Genomic DNA, 4,763 nt, shown 5'->3' with positions numbered 1-4,763 from the left:
TCCGTCGTCGGCAGCGTCAGATGTGTATAAGAGACAGCTTCAGCACCGAACGAATCGTTCGGTCACACCGATCCCGCGCCTCAGCACTGAACGACTCGTTCGGTCACACCGATCCCGCGCCTCAGCACCGAACGAGTCGTTCGGTGTCGAACTGCGCGGTCCACCGGTGTGTTCGGGCCTCGGCGGCGCGTTCGGGCCTCACCGACGCGTTCGGCCGACCGATCCCGCGCCTCAGCACCGAACGACTCGTTCGGTGCCGAACTGTCCGGTGCACCGGTGAGTTCGGGCTCTACCGACGCGTTCGGGCCTCACCGACGCGTTCGAGCCTCACCGGCGCGTTCGGCCGACCGATCCCGCGCCTCAGCACCGAACGACTCGTTCGGTGCCGAACTGCGCGGTGCACCGACGCGTTCGGGCCTCACCGACGCGTTCGGCCCGGGCGAGGCGGGTCAGCGACGGCCGCTGGCGAGGCGGGCGAGGGCGACGATGATCGCGATGCCACTGCCGACGAAGCCGAACCACAGCGCGGTCCGGGCGACGACCTCCCACACCGCATCGTGGGCGAAGTCGAAGGGGAAGACCTGCCAGATGCGGACCAGGGCGGCCAGGCCGATCGAGGTCGTGACGAGGTCACCGAGGGCGCGCAGCCGGGGCGGGTCGGCCACGGTGTAGACGAGGTTGGCGACGAGCCCGGCCACGAGCGTGGCGTTGACCAGGCCGAGGACGAGCGTCATCGCCGGCGTCAGGAACGGCACGGCCTCCCAGCCGGGTGCGACGTCGATGAGGTAGAGCAGCACCCCGTTGACGACGACCGCGGCGATGTAGCCGGCGCTCGCCGACGCGGGCAGCGTCCCACCGGCGGTCCGGCGGGACGGCTGGCTGGTCGGCTCACGGGTCGGCTGGTGCAGGTGGGTGGACATGAGGACTCCTCTCGGGCCCGGCCGGTCAGCCGGTCGGGGTGTGGTGCCAGAGGTCGGGCTGGTCCGCGGGCCGCGGCTCACCCGGGGTCGACGCGTCCGGCGGGACGACCGTGTCCGGCGGGACCACCGCGTCGCCGCGTGGCGGGCCGGACGGCGGGGCCAGCGGCGGCAGCGGCTCGCTGCCACCGGCGTCGAAGCGGAACGGCGGGTACACGTCGGTCATGAGCGCCGCGTACGCCATGACGCGGTAGACCCAGCGGTTGAGCCCGACGACGACGTCGAACAACCCCCGCGGCATCGTGCCGGTGACGAGCAGCACGATGCCCGCGACGAACACGAGGATGCCGAGCACACCGGGCCAGCCACCGACCCGCACACCCTGGCCGTCGGTGTGCGACTGGGTCCCGACGATGAGGGCGACGACGACCCAGTGCGGCAGCAGGAGCAGCCACTTGACGAAGATGAGGCCGCGCGACAGCCGCTCGGGGTAGGCGATGTCGAGGCGCGCGTCGTCACCGGGCTGCGGGTCCAGCGAGAACGGTGGGTAGCGGTCGGTGCCGAGTCCGCCCGAGCCGCAGTAGTGCATGACGCGCCAGCTCCAGCGCATCACGCCGACGTTGAGGTCGAAGAGGCTGCGCGGGTAGCGGCCGGTGACGAGGATCGCGAACCACGCGCAGACCGTGGTCACGCCGAAGACGAGCCACAGGCCGACGAGCACGACGAGGTGCGGCAGGGCGAGGAACCACTTGACCAGCCACAGCCAGCGCGACAGGTCGCGCGCGATCCGCGCCTCGAGCACGACGGGGTGCGCGAGCGTCGGCTGCACCGCGTCCGCCCGGTCGATGCCGGACGACGCGGACCCCACCCCCGGGCCGGCGCCCGCAGCTCCGGTGGTCACGACGGGACGCCCCCGGGGCGTCGGGCCGGGCCCGGAGCCGGGCTCGTCGTGGTCGTGGTCGCGCGCGCGGTCCCGTCCGCGGACACCGCTGACGACGAGGACGACGCCGACCACGAGGAGCGCCAGCCCGACGACGACCATCCCGACGCCGAGGGGCACGACCGCCGCGGACCGGACGCCGGCGACGGCCGACACCGACACGCCGGGCACACCGGACGCGTTGAGCACGGCCACGGTCCAGCTGCCGGAGCGCAGGGTCCACGTCAGCGTCTGCGTGCCCGAGCCGGTGGCCCTGGCGGCCCAGAAGCTCTGGGTGGCGGGCGGGGCGACCGACCCGCTGCCCGGCACCGCGCGGTAGGTGACGACGCCGCGGGCGTCGACGCCGACCACCTGGTCGCGCGCGGCGCCAGAGAGGTAGCGGTCGAGGGCCGCGGTGGGCGCGACACCGACGAAGACCGGGTTGACGCCTTCCGCGGGAGTCACGGCGAGGCGCATCTCGAGGTCGAGGCGGTCGACGACGCTGCTCGGGCCGTCGAGCCGGACCATCGTGTCGGTGGTCGTCACGGCGACGCCCGGGGAGGCGAGGCGCTCGATCGACACGGAGTGCCAGCCGGCGCTGTCGCGGGACGTCGCCTCCAGCACCCCGATGGCACCACCGCCGACGATGAGGCCCAACCCCGGCAGGAGGAGCAGGCAGCCGATGACCAACATGACAACATGACGCGTTTTCATGGCGAACTCCGTTGACGGCTCTACGTTTTCAACGTTAGGCCGGTCCTCGCGCGGCGCCGCCGGAGTGTGACCCACGAGTCCTGTCCGCCACATCACACCTGCCGGACCGTCTCGTGGGTCACCTTTCGCGGACGCCCCCGGCGGGCCGCGGGACGATGGCCGTGGAGGCGGATCCCATGAGCACCCTGATCGTCCACGAGTCCATGTTCGGCAACACAGCCGCGATCGCCGAGGCCATCGCCGAGGGGATCGCCCGCACTCGCGGTGCGCCGCCCGGCAGTCCACCAGACGCCTCAGCCCCAGATCCGGGCGGCCACCCGACCACGGTCCGCGTCGTCCCCGTGACGCAGGCCCCGACCCGCATCGGTGACGACGTGGAGCTGCTCCTCGTGGGCGGCCCGACGCACGCGTTCTCGATGTCGCGCAGCTCGACGCGGGCCGACGCGGCCCGCCAGGGCGCGACGGGCTCCCCCCACCGCGGCATCCGGGAGTGGATCGACGAGGTGGAGCCTCGGGAGGACCTGCGGGTGATCACGTTCGACACCCGCGTCCACGTCCGGATGCTGCCGGGGTCGGCGGCCAAACAGGCGGCGATCGCTTTGCGGCACAAGGGGTTCCAGCGCGCCGAGCGTGGTGAGAGCTTCTGGGTCGGTGGTACGGACGGTCCGCTCTCGCACGACGAGGTCGTGCGGGCCCGGGCGTGGGGCGCGTTCCTCGCGACCCTGCCCGTCGCGGTCTGACGCTGTCTGACGCGGTCCGTCGCGGTCCGACGCGCTCCGGAAGGGCACATTTTGGGGCCCGGCTCGCCGTGCGAGTCCGGGCCCCGGGCGACGGTTCACGTACCACATCGGGCCAACCGTCAAAGTCTTTGCGTCGTCATGAATTGTTCCGACTTTCTCCATTGAAACGTCGGCAGACACGCCGCTTTGCCCGATTGCAGATAACTTGCGGGAAGCCAGCAGGCACGTTGCGATGCGTCATACAGTGCCCGCAGGACCCACCGAGCCCGCGAGGACCACGATGCAGAGCAGCACGTTCACGCTGACCACGCCCGACGGCACCGAGGTGTTCGTCAACCGCTGGCTGCCCGACGGCGCGGTCAAGGGCATCGTCCAGATCGCGCACGGCATGGCCGAGCACTCCTCGCGGTACGCGCGCTTCGCGGAGCGGCTGACGGCCCACGGGTACGCCGTCTACGCGTCCGACCACCGCGGTCACGGGCGCACGCCCGGCACGCGCGGCAGCTTCGCCGCGAACGAGGGCTGGCAGACCGTCGTCGACGACCTGCGCGCCGTCGCCGACCGGGCCCGCGAGGAGCACCCGGAGCTGCCCCTCTTCCTCCTCGGCCACAGCATGGGCAGCTTCCTGGCCCGGGGCTTCGCGGCCCAGCACGGCGCCGAGCTGGCCGGGCTCGTGCTGACCGGCACGGCCGGCAGCGCCGGACCGCTCGGCAACGTCGGGGTCCTCCTCGCCACGGCCCAGGCGCGGCTCCGCGGCCACGAGCACGTCAGCGGCCTGATGAACCAGCTGACGTTCGGCCAGTACAACGCGGCGTTCAAGCCGACGCGCACCGAGTTCGACTGGCTCTCGCGCGACACGGCCGAGGTCGACAAGTACGTAGCGGACCCCGACTGCGGGTTCGTCTTCACCGCGGGCGGCTTCGTCGACCTGCTCAAGGGCCTGGCCGCCGTCAACAGCGACCGCGTCGTGTCGCGGATCCCCGAGGACCTGCCCATATACCTCGCCGCCGGCGACATGGACCCGGTCGGCAACAAGGGCAAGGGCGTGCGGGCGGTCGCCAACCAGCTACGGCGCGTCGGCGTCCGGGACGTCACCGTCACGCTCTGGCCCGGCGCGCGGCACGAGATCCTCAACGAGACCAACCGCGACGAGGTCGAGGCCGAGATCGTCGACTGGCTCGACGCCCACCTCCCCGCCTGACAGCGCCGCAACCGCCGCCCTCGGGCCTGACCCCGCGCCTGCCCCGCCCCTGTCCCGCACCTGCCCTGCCCGCGACACCGCCGGCCGCCCGTCCCGCAACACACCGAGCAGTTGCCAACCGGGCCCAGGAATACCTCGCACCTGTCTCTTATACACATCTCCGAGCCCACGAGACGCGTAGTAATCTGGGGGGGTGGTTTTTTTTTTTGGGGGGGGGGGGGGGGGGGGGGGGGGGGGGGGGGGGGGGGGGGGGGGGGGGGGGGGGGGGGGGG

At 72.5% G+C, this 4,763-nt stretch carries 4 protein-coding genes; 2 read left to right on the top strand and 2 right to left on the bottom strand.

Features of this window, described 5'->3' with window-relative positions:
- Positions 1-449: 449 nt before the first annotated feature.
- A complete protein-coding gene (locus tag ACPYOM_RS20945; RefSeq protein WP_481343128.1) occupies positions 450-920 on the bottom strand; it encodes a hypothetical protein in 471 nt (156 codons plus the stop codon).
- Between the two features lie 25 nt (positions 921-945).
- Positions 946-2,529, bottom strand: coding sequence for a DUF4389 domain-containing protein (locus tag ACPYOM_RS20940; protein ID WP_481347428.1), 1,584 nt, complete (start codon positions 2,527-2,529; stop codon positions 946-948).
- Positions 2,530-2,726: 197 nt separating this feature from the next.
- On the opposite strand from ACPYOM_RS20940, the gene ACPYOM_RS20935 reads away from it, so the two are divergent.
- Both ACPYOM_RS20935 and ACPYOM_RS20930 read left to right on the top strand, forming a co-directional pair.
- Positions 2,727-3,290, top strand: a complete 564-nt coding sequence (locus ACPYOM_RS20935) for a flavodoxin family protein (protein WP_481347427.1) — start codon at positions 2,727-2,729, stop codon at positions 3,288-3,290.
- Positions 3,291-3,570: 280 nt separating this feature from the next.
- Positions 3,571-4,491 carry an alpha/beta hydrolase gene (locus ACPYOM_RS20930; protein ID WP_481343131.1) on the top strand — a complete coding sequence of 307 codons (921 nt, stop codon included), beginning with the start codon at positions 3,571-3,573 and terminating at the stop codon, positions 4,489-4,491.
- Positions 4,492-4,763: the final 272 nt, after the last annotated feature.

The organism is Monashia sp. HAY1-2A (assembly GCF_056755315.1).
Note: the sequence above shows the minus strand (reverse complement) of the source record. Positions and strands in the feature narration are given on the sequence as shown.